Below are 18,883 nucleotides of genomic sequence, written 5' to 3' on the forward strand. Positions count from 1 at the left end.
CCGTCACGCCGTAGGGCTGCGACGCCTTGAGGACGCCCTGAACCAGGACGCCCCGAACCAGTACGCCCCGAACCAGCACGCCCTGAACCAGCACGCCCTGAACCAGCACGCCCTGAACCAGTACGGCCGGCCCGCGTGATCCGCGGACCGGCCGGTGAACCGCGGGCGGAAGCACGACCGTGCCTCCGCCCCCACCCGAAGACCCCGACCCGACAACCCCAGGGATCGCCGATGCTCCCCCTCTCTCCGTCGCAGGAGATCGTCTGGCTGCACGAACAAGTGCAGCCCGGCAGCCGCGCCTACAACTTCACCGCCTCCCTCGACCTGTGGGGCACGCTGGACACCGAGGCGCTGCGCCGCGGACTGGCCGCGGCCCTCGACCGCCACCCCGGACTGCGGCTGGAACTCGTGGCGGTCCCCGGCGCGATGCCCGTGCAGCGCGACGCCGACCTCTGCGAGCCGCGGCTGCGCACCGTGGACCTGACCGGGGAGGCTGACCCGGAGGCCGCGTTCGCGCGGCTGCTCCGCACGGAGGCGGAGACCCCGCTCGACACCTACGAGGCGCCGCTGCTGCGCTGGACGCTGGCCCGGCTCGCCGACGACCAGCACCGGCTCATCCATGTCGAGCACCACCTGATCCACGACGGGCACTCCTTCGCGATCCTGCTGGGCGACGTCTTCACCGTCTACCGCGCCCACGTCCTCGGTGAGCCGACCGCCCTGCCGCCCGCCACGTCCTACGTCGACCATGTGCGCTCCCTCGACGCGGACGACGACCGGGCTGCGGCGGAGCGGCGGTCGAGCCTGGAGTACTGGGCGGCCGAACTGCGCGACGCCTCCTTCGACATGCCGCTGCCCGGTCTGGCCCGGCCCGGCGCCCGGCGCCGGCACCACGGCGGGCAGCTGCGCCAGTCGATCGGCGCGGACCTGACGGAACGGCTGCGCGCACACACCCTGGAGCGCGGGCTGACCCCGTTCTCCACGCTGCTCGGGCTCTTCGCCGAACTGCTGCGCCGGCACAGCGGCCGCGAACAGATGGTCGTCGGCACCGCCGTCGGCAACCGCCCACGCGGCTTCGAGAACGCCGTGGGCATGTTCGTCAACACGATTCCGCTGCGGCTGCGCCTGGACCCGGCGGCCCCGGCCGAGGACGCCATGGACGAGGTGACCGACACCCTCTTCCGTGCCCTGCCGCACCAGGAGGTGCCGGTCCAGGAGCTGACGCGCGCGCTGGGCCTGCACACCTCGGGCGCGGACAACCCGCTGTTCAGCGTCATGTTCAGCGCGCACGACGCCGCACTGCCGGAGATCGACGTGCCTGGTCTGGACGTCACGCTCTTCGAGGGATTCAACACCGGCACCACCCGCTTCGACCTCGACGTCGTGCTGCTCCCGGACGACCGGCGCGGAGTGAGCCCCCGGCACGGCGCGCGCGGCATGACCATGGTCTGGGACTACGACGCCGACCTCTTCGGCGAGGACACCGCGAAGCTGCTCACCGAGCGCTTCCTGGACCTGCTGCGCGCCTATCTCGACGATCCCGGCACCGTGCTCGCGGACCTCGCGCTCCCGGCACCCGCTGTCGTACCGGTGCCGGTCGGGCCCGCCGCGTCCCCCGGCCGGGATCCGCTCGACCCGGCCGCCGCCCACGACCCGTCGCTGCCCGCGCTGCTGATCGGCGCCCGCCGGCTGACCTACGGGGACCTCGACGAGCAGGTCGCCGCCGTCGCGCGGCGGATGCTGGCGGCGGGCGTGACGGCCGGCCGGCCGGTCGCCGTCGTGCTGCCGCGCGGCGCCGACTCGGTGGTGGCCCTGCTGGCCTGTCTGCGGACCGGCGCGGTGTACTGCCCGCTCTCCCCGTCCGACCCGGAATCCCGGCTGGAACTGCTGCTGAACCGGCTGGGTCCCGCGCTCGTGCTCACCTCCGCCGCCGCCGGGGTGACGCTGCCCGCCGGCCTCCCGGTGACCGCGCTCGACGCCGGCTCCTACCCGGCCGCGCGCCCGGCCGCAGTGGTGCCCGATGCGGCGTACATCATCCACACCTCCGGATCCACCGGCATCCCCAAGCCCGTGGCCGTGGGCAGGGCCGCGCTGGAGAACCATCTGACCGGTGCCGCCGACCGGTTCGCGCTGGCGGCCGGTGACCGGGTGCTGCTCTTCGCCCAGCCCTCGTTCGACGTGGCCCTCGAAGAGGTCCTTCCGTCGCTGTACGCCGGCGCCTGCCTGGTCGTACCGGAGCGGGAAGTGCCCACCGGGGCGGAGCTGGCCGAGCTGCTGGCGGCCGCCCGGGTCACCGTCGCCAACCTGCCCACCAGCTACTTCCTCGCCACGCGTGAGGAGTTGCGGCCCGCGCTGCGCGACCGCCGCTGGGCGCCGCGGCTGCTGGTGCTCGGCGGTGAGCGCATCCCGGCCGACGCGATGCGCTCGTTCCTGGCCGACACCGACGCCGCCGTACTCAACGTCTACGGCGTGACCGAGGCGGCGATCAGCTCCACCGTGCACGAGATCACCCGCGAGAACCTGGCGGACGGCGCCGAGATCCCCCTCGGCACCGAACTGCCCGGCGAGCGGATCCACGTCCTGGACACGGCACTCCGTCCGCTGCCGGCCGGCGCGGTCGGTGAACTGGCCATCGCCGGAGCAGGCCTCGCCGAGGGCTACGTCGGCAACCCGGAAGCGACCGCGGCACGGTTCATGACGATCCCGGCGCTGGGCGGCGAGCGGGTCTATCTCACCGGCGACCTCGGCTACCGGGGCCTCGACGGGCTGCTGCACTTCCTCGGACGGCGGGACAACCAGATCAAACTGCGCGGCTACCGCATCGAGTTGGAGGAGGTGGAGGCCGCCGCCTCCGCCGTGCTCGGCGGCCGGTCCTGCGCCGTCGTCCTCGATCGTGAGGCGGCCGGTGGACCCCGGCTGGTCGGCTTCCTGGAGAGCGCCGACGAACGGGAGCCGTGGGACGAGCAGGCGCTGCACATCGAGCTGAGCCACCGGCTGCCGGGCGCGCTCGTCCCCGGCCGCTGGGCGCGGCTGGACACCATGCCGAAGCTGGCCGGCGGCAAGCCCGACCGGGTCGCCCTGGCCCGGCTGGCCGCCGCGCTGGAGCCCACGGCTCCGGCGGACGAGGCCGCCCCTGACCTGGACCCGGCCGCGTTCGCCGCCGACCCGGCGCTGGAGCTGCTCGCCGAGGGATGGAGCGAGGTGCTGGGCCACCGCCGGTTCACCGCGTCCTCGCACTTCTTCCAGATCGGCGGGCACTCCGTGCTCGCCGCGCATCTGGCGGCCTGGCTGGAACCGCGGCTCGGTGAACGGCCGCCACTGCGGCTGCTGTTCCGCAACCCGGTCCTGGCCGACCAGGCCCGCGCCCTGGGTCTGCTCACCCCCTCGCCCGTCGCCGCGTCCGCCGCCGCATCCACGCCGAAGGAGTCGTGATGACGAACACCCTGATCACCGACATGACCACCGACACGCTGACCGCCCGGCCGAGCGTGGCCCACGGCGCGGCTCTCCCCGCGACCGCCGCCTCCGGCGTGCTCTCCCGCTACGAGGACTGGGTACGCCGCTCCCCGCAGGCGCCCGCAGTGGTCGACGGCGGCCACACCTGGAGCTACCGGCAGCTGGACGAGGCGGCCGATGAACTCGTCCGCGCACTCGACGGCCGGGTGCGTCCCGGCGACATCGTCGGGGTCTGCCTCGACCGTTCGGCCGCGCTGGCCGTCACCGCGGTCGCGCTGGCCCGGCTCGGCGCGGTGTATCTGCCGCTGGGACCCCGCCCCGGAGAGCGCCGCATCGGCGCGGTCACCGAGGACGTCGCGGTGGTCTGCCTGATGGGCGACCCCGCCGTACTGCCGGCCGGCCACCGGGCCGCCGAGCGGATCGAACTGCCGCTGCCCGTCGAGGGGACGAACGCCGCGGCCACGGTCGTCGCCGCCTTCGCCCCGCCCGCGGCCGCCGCCCGCCCGGCACCGCCGGAGGCGTTCTACGCCGTCCTGACCTCCGGTTCCACCGGCCGCCCGAAGGCGCTCGCGGTGGCGGAGCCCGCCCTGGCCACCCTGCTGGACTGGTACCGCGCCGAGACCGGCCTGGCCCCCGGGGACCGTCAGTCCCTGCTGATCGGCGTCGCGTTCGACCCGCATGTACTGGAGCTGTGGGCCGGACTGACCTCGGGTGCCGCGCTGGTGCCCGCTCCCGACGCGGTCCGCTGGGACCCGGCCGAGCTCACGGACTGGTGGCGCGACGCCGGGGTGACCGTCTGCGTCGCGGCCACCCCCATGGCGGAGCCGGTGCTGGACCGGCCCTGGCCGCGGGGTCTGCGGCTGCGTCATCTCGTCGTCGGCGGCGACCGGATGCGCCGCCGGCCCGGCCCGGACGTGACCGCCACCGTTCACAACGCCTACGGGCCGGCCGAGGCCACCGTCATCACCACCACGCACGCCATGCGGGCCACCGACGCCGAGCCGGACGACGCGGCCGCGCCGCCGATCGGCTCCCCGCTCCCCGGCACCACGGTGGTCGTCGCGGGCCAGGACGGTCGCATCGCCGCCCGCGGTGAGACGGGTGAACTGCTCATCGGCGGCGCCTGTCTGGCGATCGGCGATCTGGACCCGGAGCTCACCGCCCGGCGCTTCACCGCCCCGCCCGAAGGGCTGGACGCACCGGGCGCGGACCGTTTCGACCGCACCGGGGACCGGGTGCGGATGCTGGACGACGGGCAGTTGGAGTTCCTCGGCCGGCTCGACGACCAGGTGAAGATCAGCGGTGTGCGGATCGAACCGGCCGAGGTGGAGGCCGCGTTCGAGCAGGACCCGGCGGTGCGCAGCGCGGTCGTGACCGCGCCTCGCTCCGCCGACGGCCGCACGCGGCTGGTGGGGTTCGTCCCGCCGGCGGCCGGCGCCGCCCCGCCCACGGACGCCCTGCTGTCTGCGGTCCGGGTCTGGCTGCCCGAACAGGCGGTCCCCTCGACCGTACGGATCGTCGAGGCCTTCCCGCTGGACGCCAACGGAAAGGTGGACCGCGCCGCGCTGCTCGCCGGTGAGACGGCCGAGGCCGCCGCGGGCGCCGCGACCTCCGGCAGCGCCCTTCCGGACGGCACCGCGACGGACAGCGAACAGCTCGTCCTGCGGGTGGTCCGCGACCTGCTCGACCGGCCGGACGCCGCGCTGGAGGACAACTTCACCTCGGTGGGCGGCACATCGATCATCGCGGCCCGGCTGCTGGCCGCCATCGAGCGCGAGACGGGCACGAGGCTGCGCGCTCCCGAGGTGCTGCGCCAGCCGGACCTCCGCGCGGTGGCCGCCGTACTCGACAAGCGCCGTGCGACCGCGTCACCGGCGGTGGTCTGAGATGACGCCCTCCTCCCCGCGGATCCCCGACACCCGGAAGATCCCCGACACCCGGGAGATCTCCGACGTCCGGGAGATCTCCGACGACCGGAAGGACAACCCCGTGACCGCCCTGCCCGCCCTGGTGGCCCGGCACGCCGAACGGACCCCGCACGCCCTGGCGGTGGTCGACGGCGACACCACACTGACGTACCGGCAGCTCGTGACCTCCGCCCGATGTCTGGCCGCGCACCTGCACGCCTACGGGGTGCGCCCCGGTGACCGGGTGGCGCTGCTGATGCCGCGCTCGGCCCGCACCCTGGTCACCCAGCTCGCGCTGTGGTGGGTGGGCGCGGCCTGCGTACCGCTCGACCCGGCGCACCCGCGCCCCCGTATCGAGGCGATGCTCGCCGACTCCGGGACGACCCTGACCGTCGGCGACAGCAAGCTGCTGGCATCGGCGGCCGGCACCGGAGTGACCCTGGCGCTGCCCGAGGACCCGCTGTTGTCCGGCGAGGAGATACCCGCCGCCGACACCGGCCCGGACGCGACGGCGCTCGTCCTGTTCACCTCGGGTTCCACCGGCCTGCCCAAGGGTGTGACCGTCACGCACGGCGGCATCGCCGAACTGGTCGCCGACCCGCGGTACGTGACCGTCACCGCGCGGGACCGGGTGCTGTTCCACTCGCCGACGACGTTCGACGCCTCGACCTTCGAGGTGTGGGCGGCTCTCGCCAACGGCGCCTCCGTCGTGGTGTGCACCACCGAGCGGCCGTCGTTCGAGGACCTCGCGCAGCACGTCGAGCGGTACGGCGTGACCGTCGCGTTCTTCACCACCGCGCTGTTCCACCAGCTCGCAGCCCGCCGCTCCCGGCTGTTCTCGGTGCTCCGCACCGTCGTCGTGGGCGGTGAGGCGATGGCCGCCCAGCAGGCCCGCGCGGTGCTGCGCGCGTTCCCCTGGCTGGAGCTGGTCAACGGCTACGGTCCGACCGAGACGACGACGTTCGCCACCACCCATCGCGTCACCGACGCGGACTGCGACGGCCCGGTGCCGATCGGCCGCCCGTGCGCGGGCGCCACGGCCCATGTGCTGGACGCGGCGGGCCGGCCGGTCGCGGACGGGGAACGCGGTGAGCTGTGGATCGGCGGCAGCCGGCTCGCGAACGGCTACGCGGGACGACCGGAACTGACCGCCGAGCGGTTCGTGGAGCACGCGTCGCTGGGCCGGCTCTACCGCACGGGCGATCTGGTCTCGTGCCGTCAGGACGGCGTGCTGGACTTCCACGGCCGCGCCGACGACCAGGTCAAGGTGCGCGGCTTCCGGATCGAACCGGGCGAGATCGAGCACCTGCTGCGCGAGCAGCCGGAGGTGGACGACGCCGCCGTCACCGTACGGCGGCCCGCCGAGGACGACGCCCGGCTGGCCGCGTTCGTGGTGGCGGCGCCCGGCCCGGTGCCCCGCGCCGAGACCCTGCGGACCCGGCTCGCCGAACAGCTGCCCGCGCACCTCGTCCCGGACGAGCTGACCTTCGTGGAACGGCTCCCGCTGACGGTGTCCGGCAAGGTCGACCGCCGAGCCCTCGCCGACCTGCGCGGCGTCACCGTCACCGAGGACCGTGCGGAGCCGCTGACCCCGCTCCAGCAGGCCGTCGCCGATGTGTGGAGCCATGCGCTGGGCTGCGAAGTGGCCCGGGCGGACGCCGACTTCATCGCCTACGGCGGCCACTCCCTCCTCGCGCTGATCGTCACGGACGACCTGCGCGAGGAACTGGGAGTGACGCTGTCGCTGCCCGACTTCTTCGCCGCACCCACCGTGGCCGGCCACGCCGCGCTCGTCGAACGCGCCCTGCTGGCCAACCACAGCGATCTCCACCCCGACGCGCCGGAGGACACCGATGGCCACTGACACCCACCCCAGTTCGGCCGCCCTGCAGGAGGAGTTGCTGCGCCGGGCCCGCGCCCGGAAGAACGCCCGCCCGGCCGACCCGGCGCCCGCCACCACCCGTGACCAGGGGCCCACACCGCTGTCCCACGCCCAGCGCCGCATGTGGCTGATGGACCGGCTCGGCCAGGGCGGCTCGCTGTACAGCGTGCCGTTCGCCACCCGGCTGCGCGGACCGCTCGATCTGGCCGCCCTGGGCAGCGCGCTGACCACGCTCGTCCAGCGCCACGACATCCTGCGCACGCGCTACGGGCAGCACGGCGACGAGCCGTACCAGGAGACGCTTCCCGTACCGGACGCGATCGTCGTGCCGGTGATCGACGCCGTCGGTGACGGCCTGGCCGCCCTGACCGAGGAGGCGCGCCGCCCCTTCGACCTCGCGGCCGGTCCCCTGCCGCGCGCCCTGGCGCTGCGCCACGGGCCGCAGGACCACACCGTGTTGCTGACGTTCCATCACATCAGCATCGACGGAGGGTCGTTGGAGACCGTCGCCGCCGAACTGGCCGAGCTGTACGCGGCGGCCACCGGTGGGATCCCGTGCGAGCTGACACGGCCGCCGCAGTACGCCGACTTCGCGGTCCGCGAGCACGCGGCGGCCGGCCGGCTCGACGAAGGGCTCGCGCACTGGACGCGCCGGCTGTCGGGTGCCGTCCCACTGCGGCTGCCCCGCCCCGCGCGGCCCGCGGCCGACCTGACCGAGCGGCCCGCCGCCGTGCGCAACGTGCCGCTGGACGAGCGGGTGCTGCCCGCTCTGCGCGAGCTGGGTCTGGGGCATCGGGCCACGCTGTTCACCGTGGCCTTTACTGCCGCCTTCGCCGCACTGCACCGCTTCACCGGCGAGGACGACCTGGTGATCGGCTGCGCCGGCACCCACCGCGAGGGCTCGGCCATGCGTGGCCTCGTCGGGCTGTGCGTCAACACCCTGCCCATCCGGGTGGATCTGTCCGGCGACCCGGAGTTCGGGACGCTGGTGGACCGGGTGCGGGACGCGCTGCTGGAGGCACAGCAGTACCGTGACGTGCCGTTCGACCTGGTCCTGGAGCGGCTCGGCGCCGCCGCCCGGGACGCCGACGGCACACCGCTGGTCCGGGTCACCGCCGATGTGCTGGGCGAGCCCACCGCGCTCCGGCTGCCCGGTCTGGCCGCGGAACCGGTCGACGTGGCGCTCGGCGAGGCCAAGTTCGACCTGTCGTTCGGCCTGTCCGACACCGACCGTCCCACCGGCCTGGTCCAGTACGGCCGGGCCGCCCTCGGCGATGCGGCGGGCGAGCGGCTGGCGGACGACTTCGCCGGACTGCTGGCCGCGGTCGCCGCCGACCCGGAGCTCCGGCTGTCCCGGCTGCCCGGCCGGCCGCCGGTTCTCCCGGCCGCCGAAACCCCGCCCACTGACGGCCATCCGGCCGAAGTGCTGCTGCGCGCCCACCCGTTGGTGGCCGACGCCGCTGTGCCGGACCCGGCCGGCGGACCGCTGCTGGCGTACGCCGTCCTGCGCGGGACCGGCGGGCCCTCGCCCGTCGAACTCCGCTCGTATCTGCGGGCCGGTCTCGGCCGTGAACTCGTCCCGGCGGCGGTGACCCTGCTGGACGCGATGCCCCGCACCGCCGACGGCACCCTGGACACGGCCCGGCTGCCCGGCGCCCCGGCTGCCCCCGTACCGAGCGGCGTTCGCGCCGAAGCGGTGACGGTGGCGTTCACGGCGCTGCTGGGCCGCGCCCCTGGCCCTGACGACGACTTCTTCGTACTCGGCGGCCACTCGCTGATCGCCGTACAGCTCGCCGAGCGGCTGCGCACCGGACTCAAGCTGCCGCTGACCGGCCTGGACGTGATGGAGCACCGCACTCCGCGAGCGATCGCGGCGCTGCTGGACGCGCGGGAGACGGAACGGGAACGGCTGGCCGCCGCGACCGGCGCACCGGCGGCCCGCGCCCGGCGGACCCGTGAGGGTACGGTCCTGGTGACCGGCGGCACCGGTGGTGTCGGCGCCTTCGTCCTGCGCGAACTGGCCGCCCGGGGAAGGCCGGTGCTGGCGCTGTCCCGGCCGGAGTCGGCGCACCTGGTCGCGGGGGAGGGCGTGGAGGTCGTCGAGGGCGATCTGACCGACCTGGACGGGCTGCGCGCCGCCGTCGGAAGGGCGGACGCGGTGATCCACGCCGCCTGCACCTTCACCCGTCCCGAGGTGGACGTGGCGGCGATGGCCGCGATGGTGGGGGCCTGGAACCGGGGCCCGTTCGTCTTCGTCAGCAGCGTGGACGCCTACGGCCGGCCCACCGGCCCGCGGGTGGCCGAGGAATCGGCGCCCGCACAGCCGCTGAGCGCGTACGGGCAGGCGAAGCTCGACTGCGAGCAGCTGCTCATGCGGGCGGCGGGCACCGACGGCCGGGGCGGGGCGAGCGTCGTGCGCTCGCCCATCGTCTGGGGTCCGCACGACCGGTTGCGCGACCAGCTGCGCTGGGGCGCGACCGGGCTGCTCTACCAGGCGGCCCTCGCCGGGGAACCGATCGACCTGCCGCGGCCCGGCACCGCCGGCCACGACTGGTACGGCGCCCCGTGGGTGCACGCCGCCGCCCTGGCGCGCGCGGTCACCGACTGCCTGGCCACCCCGGTGCACGGTGTGGCCAACGCGGTGAGCGGACATGTCGGCTGGCCCGAGCTGGCCGCAGAGCTGAAACGGCTCCTCGGCAGCGACAGCGAGATCCGGCTCGTCGACCGGGTGCACCCCGACCTCGACCACCGCTGGCACTACGGGTCCGGCCGGCTGGCCACCGCGCTGGACGAGCGGCCCGGCGAGGACCGGAGCTCCGTACTCGCCGCGATGACCGGCTCCGCCGGGCGCTGAGATCCGGGGGAGCCGCGGCGGTCCGCCCGGCTCCCCCCGTACGGCCGGATCCCCTCTTTACATCCGGCCTCACATCCAGGACTTCACCGGCGGGCGGCACCGTATACGGTGATCCCGTGCCGAAGAACGAGAACGTGTTCTCCTCCTGGGCGGCCTGGCGCCGCCGCACCGCCTCGCGCCTGGTCCACCGCGGATGGCGGTGGGTGCAGAACGCGGGCGCGGTGACCGCGCAGCGCCCCGGTCCCTACCGCTTCCGCAGCTTCGGCACGGGCTCGCGGCTGGCGTTCCCGCTGGGCACGGTGTTCGGCGAGCAGTGGATCGAGATCGGGGAGCACTGCGTGGTGGGCGAGCAGGTGACCCTCACCGCCGGCATGATGCCGGACCTGGACCTCGGCCCCGACCCGGTCCTGCGGCTCGGCAACGGCGTGGTGCTCGGCCGCGGCAGCCACGTGGTGGCCTCGGCGCCGGTGGTCTTCGGCGACAACATCTTCGCCGGGCCCTATGTGTACGTCACCAGCGACAACCACTCCTACGACGACCCCCACGAACCGGTCGGCAAGCAGTGGCCGCGCTCGGCGCCCGTCGAGATCGGGTCCGGCAGCTGGCTCGGCACGGGAGCGGTGATCCTGCCCGGGGCCCGGCTGGGCCGCAATGTGGTGGTCGCGGCCGGCGCGGTGGTGCGCGGTGACGTGCCCGATCACGCGGTGGTCGCGGGCGCTCCCGCCAGGATCGTCCGCCGCTGGGACCCCGAGGCCGGCTGGCAGCCGCCGCTGCGGACACCGCCGCCGGTGCCGATACCCGAGGGGATCACCCCCGAGCAGCTGATGGCGCTGGCCGGCGTCGAGGACGGGCCGAAGACGCTCGACGGCCGGGCCGACCGGGCGCCGGATCCGGCGGTTTGAGGCCCGCTCGCGGCCCGGCTATCCCGCCGCGAGCAGGATCGTCCCGGCCATCGCGAGTCCCGCGCCCGCGGCCTGGATCGCGAGCAGCCGTTCCTTGAGGAAGCCCCGGGCGGCGAGCGCCGTCACCACCGGGTAGAGCGAGGCGAGTACCGCGGCGACGGTGACCGGGCCGTGCTGGGCGGCCAGCGAGTACGTGCCGTTCGCCGCGACGTCCGCGAGGCCGACCAGGGTGAGCGCCGGCATGGCGGACCACACCACGGCCATGCCGCCCTCCGGTGCGGCGGCCGGGTCACGCCGGACGGCCACGGCCAGCGCGGCGCCGCCGACCAGCGAGTTGCAGCCCCGCTGGACGAAGAGCGCCAGGCACAGTCCGGGGAGCGTCGAGGCCGCCTCGGCGATGAGCGCGAACACCGAGCCGAAGCCGAAGGCGGCGACGAGGGTGAGCAGCACCGTCTGCCGCTGCACGGGCGCGCCGCGCAGCTGCGGGCCGCCGGCCAGGACGACGCCGACGACGGCCACCGCGATCCCGCCGTACTGCAGCAGTCCAGGGCGTTCGCCGAGCGTCAGTCCGACGCCGAGCGGTATCACGACGCCGACGGTGGCCAGCGGGGAGACCACGCCCATCGGGCCCTGGGCGAGGGCCTTGTAGAAGCAGATCATCGCGACAGGACCGACGACGCCGGCGGCGACGGCGTACCAGAGCTGCGGGCCGAGCTCGCTCCCCGCCCCGGGCGCCACGACGATGACGCCGAGGACGAGCGCGGCGGCGATCTGCGAGGCGACGACCACGACCAGCGCCGGCAGCCGGCGGGTGAGCAGCCCGCCGCCGAAGTCGGCGAGCCCCCAGAGCAGGCTGGTGGCGAGCGCGAGAACCGCTGTCATGGGACTTCCCCCGCAGTACAGTGTGATGAACGTGTTGGTACAGCACACCGTAGTGCACTCAAGTGAACTCTGTCATTCATAATATTGGACGGAAGCGTGCCGGACCTCGAAATCGTCGCCCAGTCGCTCGCCCGCAACGTCAAACGGCTGCGGCTGGAGCGCGGATACAGCCTGGACGCGCTCGCCGCCCGCGCGGGCGTCAGCCGGGGCATGATCATTCAGATCGAGCAGGCCAGGACCAACCCCAGCATCGGCACCGTGGTGCGGATCGCCGACGCCGTCGGCATCAGCATCGCCAACCTCCTGGACTACGCCGACAGCCCCCAGGTCCGGCTGGTCCCGGCCGACCGCGCCGTACCGCTGTGGAGCACCCCGGCCGGCAGCTACGGCACGCTCCAGGCCGGCACCGAGGCGCCCGGCCCGCTGGAACTGTGGTCCTGGCGGCTCATGCCCGGCGAGGGTCACGACTCCGACGCCCACCCGCCCGGCAGCGCCGAACTGATCCGGGTGGACGCGGGCGAGCTGACGCTCGTCGTCGAAGGCCAGGAGTACCGCGTCCCCTCCGGGACCACCGCGAGCTTCGACGCCCATGTGCCGCACGGCTACCACAACGCGGGTGCGGTCCCGGCCGAGATGACGCTCGCGATCGCCGTCCCGCCGCCCCGGTAGCGCCTGTTACGTTTCCCGGTATGCGCGCACCGATCGGCAATTTCGACGAAGCCCACCCCGCCACCGAACGGCTCGACCTGCTCCCGGCTCCGGTGGCCGCCGCGGTGACCGCCGACATGCTCCATGTCGACACCGACCCCGAGAAGGCCGACACCGCCGTCTTCGTCGAGACCTACGGCGCCGACCTCGTGGACGCCTCGGCGAACTGCGTGGTCGTCGCGGGCAAGCGCGGCCAGGACGTCACGCTCGCCGCGTGCCTGGTGCTCTCCACGACCCGCGTCGACGTCAACGGCGTGGTCCGGCGCCATCTCGGCGCCCGCAAGGCCTCGTTCGCCCCCATGGACGCCGCGACCGGCGCCACCGGCATGGAGTACGGCGGCATCACCCCCGTCGGCCTGCCCGGCGACTGGCCGCTGCTCATCGACGCGGCCGTCGTCGACGCCCCGTACCTGGTGATCGGCAGCGGCGCCCGGCGCGGCAAGCTGATCGTGCCGGGCAAGGTACTCGCCGCACTGCCGGGCGCCGTCGTCCTGGAGGGCCTCGGTATCTGATCGGCTGCGGTCAGCGCCGGTCCGGCGGCCCGTCGGACCGGTCCTCGTCCGCCGGGTGCAGGGACCGGTGCAGCCGCCGGCCCGCCCGCACCACGATCACCCCGGCGCCCACCGCGACCACGGCCGCCAGCACCTCACCCCACCAGTGGTCGGGCAGCACACCGAGCAGCAGCGCGAAGACCCCGAAGGCCAGCACGAAGCCGAGCACCGGCAGGGCGTAGAACCATAGGTCGGCGTAGGTCTTCTCATCGAGCCCGAAGGGCGGCGGAGGCTTGCGGTCCTTGCTCACCCCGCCACCGTAGGCGCCGTGACCCGGTATCGCGCGTCAGCCGAGGCGGGGAATCTCGATCGCCGGGCAGCGGTCCATGACCATCTCCGCGCCGGCCGCCCGCGTCCGCTCGAACGCGGCCTCGTCGATCACCCCGAGCTGGAACCACACGGCCTTCGCGCCGGCCGCCACCGCCTCGTCGGCGACCGCGCCCGCCAGCTCGGAGTTGACGAAGACGTCGACCACGTCGACCGGGAACGGAATGTCGGCGAGCGAGGCGTACCCCTGCTCGCCGTGCACGGTCTCGGCCTTGGGGTGGACGGGAACGATCCGCTTGCCGAAGCGCTGGAGCACCCGCGCGACCCCGTAGGCGGCCCGTGCCTCGTTGTTCGACAGACCGACCACCGCCCAGGTGTCACCCAGCCCGGTCAGGATCTTCCGTACCGTCGCAGCATCGCCGTACACGTCGTCCTCCAGAGGGTGTCCCGCTCGTCGTGCCTGGTCAACGAGCGACCGGCCCGGCCCATTCCCGGCCGGCGGCATAGGGTGGCCGGATGGTGGACCGGTATCTGACGGTAGGGCGCGAGGGCGTGCACGAGAGCGAGATCAAGCGCTCGCGCTTCCTGTGCGCGCTGGCGCCCGCGGGCAGCGAGCAGGCCGCGCAGGCGTTCATCCAGAAGATCCGCAAGGAGCACCCGAGCGCGACCCACAACTGCTTCGCCTACGTCATCGGCGCCGAGGGCCGCATCCACAAGGCCGGCGACGACGGCGAACCCGGCGGAACCGCGGGCACCCCCATGCTGCAGGTGCTGCTGCGCCGCGAGGTGCGCGATGTCGTCGCCGTCGTCACCCGCTACTACGGCGGGGTCCAGCTCGGCGCGGGCGGGCTGGTACGCGCCTACGGCGGCGCCGTGTCCGCCGCGCTCGACGAACTGGGCACCGTCGAACGGCAGCGCCTCGCGCTGCTGACGGTCGCGGCCGACCACCAGCGGGCGGGCAAGCTGGAGAACGACCTGCGGTCGGCCGGGCGCACGGTGCGCGGCGTGCGGTACGGCGCCGATGTGCGCATCGACATCGCGCTGCCGGAGTCCGAGGTGGCGGCGTTCCGCTCCTGGGTCGCCGACAGCACCTCCGGTGCCGCCACGGTGGAGGCCGGCGGCACCGAATTCGTCGACGTCCAGGCCCGGTAGATCTGGTCCGGGAACCGTCAGCCCAGTTCGAGGCTGGTGACGCCGTACATCCCGGCCTGATCGGTCTCCGGCAGCGGACCGGTGTACATCCGGGCGGTCTCGAAGGACGGCGCCAGGCCGAGCCGTTCCATCAGGTGCACCGCCGGCTTGTTGATGTCGGGCACGTCGATCGACACCGGCTCGCCCGGCACGGTCGCCGCCAGCGCGCCGACCAGCGCGCCCGCCACCTCCGGCGAGTCCGCGTGGACCGGACCGATGCGCGAGGCCTCGCGGCACGCGCGCAGCACGGCGAGCCCCTGCAGCTCCCCGTCGCGCACCGCGGCCAGCGGGGTGCGCTGGGGCGCGGCGATCCAGGTGGCCAGGAAACTGTCGCGCGGCGCCGGGAAGAAACGGCGGTCGTAGGCGGCGAGTTGATCGAAGGGCAGGGTGCGGGCATCGACCAGGGTGACGCCCGCCGGCGCCGGGGTGTCCGCGGCCGGAGTGCCTTCGTAGCGGATGTTGTTCCAGGCGGAGCGGAATCCGGACTTGCGGTAGTTCTCCTGCTGGGCAACCACCCCGTCGAGCCCGACGTTGCGCCCGGCGAGCCGCGCCATGCCGGCGCGCCAGAGCTGGATGCCATAACCCTGGCCGCGCAGCGACGGCTGGGTGATGTAGAAGCCGAGGAAGCCGAAATCGGTGCCGTACCGGACGACCGAGACACAGGCGACCGGTTCGCCGTCGAGGCGGCCGATCAGGAAACCGTGCGGATCGGCCGCGAAGAAGGCGGAGCCGTCGGTGCGGCCCGGGTTCCAGCCCTCCGCGGCGGCCCAGTCCGCCATCAGCCCGATGTCGGCGGCGCTCGCGGCCGTGATCTCGAATGTCGGCACTTCTCACTCCAAGGGCGTCGGCGGCGGGGCGCGTTCGGAAGTGGTCCGCCCCTGGCGTGATCGTTTCGTAACGGACCGGAGCACGGCAATACCGCCCGCCGTCCGGCCCCGGAACCGATGACAAACCGAGGTCCGTGATGGATGGGGGGCGTCCGGGCGCTAGCGTGGTCGGTGCCGACAGCGGGACCCCACGCTGATTCGGTGCGGGTACCGGGGTGGAGGAGCGATAAACGTGCAGGTCGGAGCACCCCAGTGAGACTTCTGCACACTTCCGACTGGCATCTGGGACGTTCGTTCCACCGTGAGAGCCTGCTCGCCGCCCAGGCGGCCTTCCTCGACCACCTCGTCAGCACGGTCCGCGCCGAGGCCGTCGACGTGGTGCTCGTCGCCGGGGACATCTACGACCGGGCGGTGCCGCCGCTGTCCGCCGTCGAGCTCTTCGACGACGCCCTGCACCGGCTCGCCGACCTCGGCGTCCCGACGGTGATGATCTCCGGGAACCACGATTCGGCCCGGCGGCTGGGCGTCGGCGCAGGCCTCATGGGCCGCGCCGGCATCCACCTGCGCACCGACCCGGCGGGCTGCGCGATCCCCGTCGTCCTGCCGGGCGCCGCCGGTGACACCGTGCTGTACGGGCTGCCCTACCTCGAACCTGCTCTGGTCCGTGCGGAGTTCGACGCCGAGCGGGCCGACCACACCGCCGTGCTGGGCGCGGCCATGGACCGGGTGCGCGCCGATCTCGCCACCCGCCCGGCCGGTACCCGCTCGGTGGTGCTGGCGCACGCCTTCGTCACCGGAGGCGCGCCGAGCGACAGCGAGCGCGACATCACGGCGGGCGGGGTGGAGGCCGTGCCCGCCGAGATCTTCGCGGGCGTCGACTATGTGGCGCTCGGCCATCTGCACGGCTGCCAGACGATCACCGAACGGGTCCGGTACTCCGGCTCGCCGCTGGCGTACTCCTTCTCCGAGGAGCGGCACCGCAAGAGCATGTGGCTGGTCGACCTCGACCAGGACGGCGCCGTGACCGCCGAGCGCGTCGACTGCCCGGTGCCGCGCCCGATCGCCCGGATCCGCGGCCACCTGGACGACCTGCTCGCCGATCCGGCGCTGGAGCGGCACGAGGACGCCTGGGTCGAGGCCACCCTCACCGACGCGCTGCGCCTGCCGGAACCGATGGCGGCCCTGGCCAAGCGCTTCCCGCACGTGCTCAGCCTCGCCTTCGACCCCGAGAACTCCGGCGCCGACCCGGCGGTCTCCTACGCCCAGCGGCTGCGCGGCCGCACCGACCAGCAGATCGCCGAGGACTTCGTGGCCCACGTCCGGGGCTCGGGCCCCGACGGGCGGGAACGGACGGTACTGCGCGAGGCCCTGGACGCGGTACGCGCGCACCACGCAAGGACGGAAACGTAAGCAATGCGGCTGCACCGGCTCGACCTCACCGCCTTCGGCCCCTTCGCGGGCACCGAGAGCGTCGACTTCGACGAACTGTCCTCGGCCGGACTGTTCCTCCTGCACGGCGCGACCGGGGCGGGGAAGACCTCCATCCTCGACGGCGTCTGCTTCGCCCTGTACGGCGAGGTCCCCGGCAGCCGGCCGGCCAACCGGCTGCGCAGCGACCACGCCGACGCCGCCCTCAGCACCGAGGTGGTGCTCGAACTGCACGTCGGCGGAAGGCACTTGGAGATCACCCGGCGGCCCGAGCAGCAGCGCCCGAAGAAGCGCGGCTCCGGGACGACCCAGGAGAAGGCCGTCACGTTGCTGCGGGAGCGCAGCGACGGCGAGTGGCGCGCGCTCTCCAAGTCCCACCAGGAGATCGGTGAGGAACTCAAGCAGCTGATCGGGATGAGCCGGGAGCAGTTCTGCCAGGTGGTGCTGCTGCCGCAGGGCGAGTTCGCCAACTTCCTGCGGGCCACCGCCGCCGAACGCGGCGCCCTGCTGGGCCGGCTCTTCGACACCCGTCGCTTCAAGGCCGTCGAGGAGTGGCTCAAGGAGCGCCGCCGCGCCGCCGAACAGCGGATCCAGACCGGCGACCAGGAGCTGGACAACCTCGCCGGACGCCTCGCCCAGGCGGCGGGACCGGGGGCCGAGCCGCTGGACGACTGGCTGCCCGAGGACGTTCCGGCGCGCGCACCGGCCGTCCACTCCGACCTGGCCGCGCCCATCCTGCAGTGGGCGGCCGTACTGCGCTCCACCGCGCGCGAGCGCCACGCCATCGCGGTGAGCGCGCTGGAGCTGGCCGAACAGGCACACCTCCGGGCCCGCGACGAGGCCGCCGCCGTCCAGGAGCTGTACGGGCTGCAGCAGCGCCACGCCGCCGCCCGCCGCCGGGCCGACGGCATCGCCGGGGCCCGGTCGGAACGTGATGAACAGCGCGCCCGGCTGGAGCGGGCGCACCGCGCCTCCGGCGTCGAATCGGCCCTGGAACTGCGGGAGAAGGCCGCCACACAGCACCAGCAGGCGCTCGCCGCCCGGTGCAGTGCGCGGGCGGAGCTCCCCGCCGACCTCGCCGAGGCGGCCGCCGAACAGCTCACCGCGACCGCCAACCAGCTGCGCGAGGAGCTCGGATCGCTCACCGAGGCGGGGGAGCTGGAGCGGCGCGCCGCGGAACTGGCCGTCCGCCGCGACCGGTTGGAGGCCGAGGCGCGCGGCGACGGCGAGGCCGTACAGGAGACCGACGGCTGGCTGGAGGGCTGGGAGCCGGAACGGCTGCGTCTGCAGCGGCGCGTCGACGACGCCCAGGCCGCCGCGGCCCGCGCCGGAACGCTGGACGCCGAACGCGACCAGGCCCGCCGCCGCCTCGACGCGGCCCGGGAGCGTGACCGTTACGCCCACGCCCTGACCGTGGCCGAGGACCGGCACCGCGCCGCCCGGGACCGGGCTGCCGACACCCGCGAGGCCTGGCAGGACGCCCGCGAAGGGCGGATCTCCGGTATCGCCGCGGAACTGGCCGCCGCCCTGGTGCCCGGCGAGAACTGCCGGGTGTGCGGCTCCGCCGAGCACCCCGAGCCGGCCCGTCCCTCCGACCGGCAGGTCACCCGCGAGGACGAGGACGCCGCCTACGCCGCCTACCAGAGCGCGTCCGCCGCGCAGAGCGCCGTGCAGGACGAGCTGAGCCGCGCGCGGGCCGGGCGGGACGCCGCCCTGGCGGCGGCCGGCGACACCCCGGTGGACGAACTGGCCGCCGCGTACACCGCGTTGGACGGCGAATACGTGCTCGCGGTGCGCGCCGCCGCCGACACCCACGCCGCCCGTGAGGCGCTCGGCGAGGCCGAACGGGAACGCGACCGCAGGACCGCGGAGCGGCACGAGGAGCTCGACGAGCAGTACGAGCGGATCGCCGAGCAGCTGTCGCGGGCGCGCGGCGGCTTCGCGACCGTGGCCGCCCGCAGATCGCAACTGGCCCGGCGCGTCGATCTGCTGACCACGGCGGCGCAGGCTGTCGACCGGGAGCACGAC

Annotated in this window: 14 protein-coding genes; 10 read left to right on the plus strand and 4 right to left on the minus strand. The window is 74.4% G+C overall.

The genetic code is table 11. The features are described 5' to 3' along the window. The first annotated feature begins 231 nt into the window (after nucleotides 1-231). From O3W51_RS40065 to O3W51_RS40085, 5 genes are all read left to right on the plus strand, one after another. Complete coding sequence (locus tag O3W51_RS40065; RefSeq protein ID WP_198358043.1) at nucleotides 232-3,432, plus strand: non-ribosomal peptide synthetase; 3,201 nt, start codon at nucleotides 232-234, stop codon at nucleotides 3,430-3,432. Next, the gene (locus O3W51_RS40070; protein WP_269288744.1) at nucleotides 3,432-5,342 is read left to right on the plus strand and encodes a non-ribosomal peptide synthetase; all 1,911 of its coding nucleotides are present in this window, start codon (nucleotides 3,432-3,434) and stop codon (nucleotides 5,340-5,342) included. Before O3W51_RS40065 ends, O3W51_RS40070 begins: the two co-directional genes overlap by 1 nt. Before the next feature lies 1 nt (nucleotide 5,343). Further along, a complete protein-coding gene (locus O3W51_RS40075) occupies nucleotides 5,344-7,227 on the plus strand; it encodes a non-ribosomal peptide synthetase (RefSeq protein ID WP_138357235.1) in 1,884 nt (627 codons plus the stop codon). Next, nucleotides 7,217-10,099: a condensation domain-containing protein gene (locus tag O3W51_RS40080; RefSeq protein WP_138357234.1), complete on the plus strand. Its 2,883-nt coding sequence runs from the start codon at nucleotides 7,217-7,219 to the stop codon at nucleotides 10,097-10,099. The genes O3W51_RS40075 and O3W51_RS40080 overlap by 11 nt, the downstream gene beginning before the upstream one ends. A gap of 116 nt (nucleotides 10,100-10,215) precedes the next feature. Beyond that, the gene (locus O3W51_RS40085; RefSeq protein ID WP_138357233.1) at nucleotides 10,216-11,001 is read left to right on the plus strand and encodes an acyltransferase; all 786 of its coding nucleotides are present in this window, start codon (nucleotides 10,216-10,218) and stop codon (nucleotides 10,999-11,001) included. 18 nt (nucleotides 11,002-11,019) lie between these two features. Here O3W51_RS40085 and O3W51_RS40090 read toward each other — a convergent pair whose 3' ends face one another. Continuing rightward, nucleotides 11,020-11,883: a DMT family transporter gene (locus O3W51_RS40090; RefSeq protein WP_269288745.1), complete on the minus strand. Its 864-nt coding sequence runs from the start codon at nucleotides 11,881-11,883 to the stop codon at nucleotides 11,020-11,022. A gap of 96 nt (nucleotides 11,884-11,979) precedes the next feature. Here O3W51_RS40090 and O3W51_RS40095 point away from each other — a divergent pair, with 96 nt between their 5' ends. Both O3W51_RS40095 and O3W51_RS40100 read left to right on the plus strand, forming a co-directional pair. Continuing rightward, entirely contained in the window at nucleotides 11,980-12,552 is a 573-nt protein-coding gene (locus O3W51_RS40095) for an XRE family transcriptional regulator (protein WP_138357231.1), read from the plus strand. A gap of 20 nt (nucleotides 12,553-12,572) precedes the next feature. Continuing rightward, nucleotides 12,573-13,103: a YbaK/EbsC family protein gene (locus O3W51_RS40100; protein WP_138357230.1), complete on the plus strand. Its 531-nt coding sequence runs from the start codon at nucleotides 12,573-12,575 to the stop codon at nucleotides 13,101-13,103. Nucleotides 13,104-13,113: 10 nt separating this feature from the next. Here O3W51_RS40100 and O3W51_RS40105 read toward each other — a convergent pair whose 3' ends face one another. Together O3W51_RS40105 and O3W51_RS40110 are read right to left on the minus strand one after the other, a co-directional pair. Next, on the minus strand, nucleotides 13,114-13,392 hold the full coding sequence (locus O3W51_RS40105; protein ID WP_138357229.1) for a hypothetical protein: 279 nt from the start codon (nucleotides 13,390-13,392) through the stop codon (nucleotides 13,114-13,116). Nucleotides 13,393-13,428: 36 nt separating this feature from the next. Further along, nucleotides 13,429-13,836 carry a CoA-binding protein gene (locus O3W51_RS40110; protein ID WP_138357228.1) on the minus strand — a complete coding sequence of 136 codons (408 nt, stop codon included), beginning with the start codon at nucleotides 13,834-13,836 and terminating at the stop codon, nucleotides 13,429-13,431. A gap of 89 nt (nucleotides 13,837-13,925) precedes the next feature. On the opposite strand from O3W51_RS40110, the gene O3W51_RS40115 reads away from it, so the two are divergent. Next, nucleotides 13,926-14,561 (plus strand): YigZ family protein, encoded by a 636-nt coding sequence (locus O3W51_RS40115; protein WP_138357227.1) that lies wholly within the window; start codon nucleotides 13,926-13,928, stop codon nucleotides 14,559-14,561. A gap of 17 nt (nucleotides 14,562-14,578) precedes the next feature. Here the strand turns inward: O3W51_RS40115 and O3W51_RS40120 are convergent, their stop codons facing one another. Further along, the gene (locus O3W51_RS40120) at nucleotides 14,579-15,427 is read right to left on the minus strand and encodes a GNAT family N-acetyltransferase (protein WP_269288746.1); all 849 of its coding nucleotides are present in this window, start codon (nucleotides 15,425-15,427) and stop codon (nucleotides 14,579-14,581) included. 252 nt (nucleotides 15,428-15,679) lie between these two features. On the opposite strand from O3W51_RS40120, the gene O3W51_RS40125 reads away from it, so the two are divergent. After that, complete coding sequence (locus O3W51_RS40125) at nucleotides 15,680-16,837, plus strand: exonuclease SbcCD subunit D (protein ID WP_269288747.1); 1,158 nt, start codon at nucleotides 15,680-15,682, stop codon at nucleotides 16,835-16,837. A gap of 3 nt (nucleotides 16,838-16,840) precedes the next feature. Then, nucleotides 16,841-18,883 (plus strand): AAA family ATPase (locus O3W51_RS40130; protein WP_269288749.1); only part of this gene is annotated, 2,043 nt, incomplete at its 3' end.

Source organism: Streptomyces sp. H39-C1, from assembly GCF_027158125.1.
Lineage (GTDB): Bacteria > Actinomycetota > Actinomycetes > Streptomycetales > Streptomycetaceae > Actinacidiphila > Actinacidiphila fildesensis.

Bases quoted from the DNA above. Each gene is read 5' to 3' on its own strand.
- O3W51_RS40100 (WP_138357230.1), top strand. From the start codon at position 12,573: ATGCGCGCACCGATCGGCAATTTCGACGAAGCCCACCCCGCCACCGAA.
- O3W51_RS40070 (WP_269288744.1), top strand. From the start codon at position 3,432: ATGACGAACACCCTGATCACCGACATGACCACCGACACGCTGACCGCC.
- O3W51_RS40075 (WP_138357235.1), top strand. From the start codon at position 5,344: ATGACGCCCTCCTCCCCGCGGATCCCCGACACCCGGAAGATCCCCGAC.
- O3W51_RS40115 (WP_138357227.1), top strand. From the start codon at position 13,926: ATGGTGGACCGGTATCTGACGGTAGGGCGCGAGGGCGTGCACGAGAGC.
- O3W51_RS40090 (WP_269288745.1), bottom strand. From the start codon at position 11,883: ATGACAGCGGTTCTCGCGCTCGCCACCAGCCTGCTCTGGGGGCTCGCC.
- O3W51_RS40065 (WP_198358043.1), top strand. From the start codon at position 232: ATGCTCCCCCTCTCTCCGTCGCAGGAGATCGTCTGGCTGCACGAACAA.
- O3W51_RS40080 (WP_138357234.1), top strand. From the start codon at position 7,217: ATGGCCACTGACACCCACCCCAGTTCGGCCGCCCTGCAGGAGGAGTTG.